The organism is Acinetobacter sp. 228 (assembly GCF_048147885.1).
In genome coordinates, this window is the sequence record NZ_JAYWYV010000543.1 from 1 (window position 1) to 1,078 (window position 1,078).

Here is a 1,078-nt window from a genome sequence, read left to right on the forward strand (position 1 = left end):
CTTTGCCAAGCGCATTTGTTCGCTGGGAAAATCAACATCCTGAGCATGACCTAAAAAGTTATATTGGTTTAGGTTATGTAGAGCGTATGCCTGATTATTGGGAACTTTTCTCGCCTAAACATGGTAATGCGGGTTCAACCAATACTTTTAACGGTGTGAATCCTGAGAAAACACTACAGTTGGACCTGGGTTTTCAGCAACAACATGGTGCTTTAAACACATGGGCTTCTGCCTATGCAGGTTTAGTAGATGACTACATATTAATGAGTTACCACCATCACCCAAGTATGGGAATGGATGGACATGATATGAGCCATGATATTACTGCGGGAGCCAAAAATGTCGATGCAACCATCGCTGGTGCAGAAGCGGGTATTGGGTACCAATTCACTGACCGTATTCAGGCAGATTTGAGTGCGATGTATGCGTGGGGCAAAAACACCACAGATGACAAACCTCTACCTCAAATTTCACCTTTAGAAGGTCGTTTAAATATTCGCTATGTGGCTGACAAATATAACTTAGGTCTGTTATGGCGAGCTGTTGCTGAGCAAAACCGTGTGAGTCTACATCAAGGTAATATCGTGGGATATGACCTAAAACCAAGTAAAGGTTTTTCAACACTTTCTTTAAACGGAAGTTATAACCTTCGTAAAGATATTGATGTCTCTGTTGGCATTGATAACGTATTAGATAAGACCTATACCGAACACTTAAATAAAGCGGGTAGTGCAGGCTTTGGATTTGCGAGCGAAGAGCAGTTTAACAATATCGGAAGAAATTACTGGGTTCGTATGAGTATGAAGTTTTAATAAGCTTTAGCGAATTAAAGAACTGAAATTATTAATTTAATGAGAGAAATGAAATGACTAATAAATTATCGCCTGAACAGTCTTGGTGGGGATGGAAGTTACTTATTGTGGCTTCTATCTTGAGTGTATTGTTTATGATTATTTTTTACTTGGCCATCAACAATGAGCCTGACTACATGCCAAGTCAAAAAAAGAAGCAGATGATGGAGTCACATGAGCAAATGAATCACGCTGAAATGCATAGTTCATCAGCTCAATAAGGTTCT

2 protein-coding genes are annotated in these 1,078 nt (G+C 39.5%); both read left to right on the forward strand.

Annotated elements, in window-relative coordinates; all coding sequences use genetic code 11:
- Positions 1 to 812 (forward strand): TonB-dependent receptor domain-containing protein (locus tag VXQ92_RS20625; protein ID WP_416683031.1); only part of this gene is annotated, 812 nt, incomplete at its 5' end.
- Between the two features lie 53 nt (positions 813 to 865).
- The gene (locus VXQ92_RS20630) at positions 866 to 1,072 is read left to right on the forward strand and encodes a hypothetical protein (protein ID WP_000182542.1); all 207 of its coding nucleotides are present in this window, start codon (positions 866 to 868) and stop codon (positions 1,070 to 1,072) included.
- Positions 1,073 to 1,078 lie beyond the last annotated feature (6 nt).

What these genes read in the sequence shown, in the direction of transcription:
- VXQ92_RS20630 (WP_000182542.1), top strand. Translation starts at nt 866, where the DNA reads ATGACTAATAAATTATCGCCTGAACAGTCTTGGTGGGGATGGAAGTTA.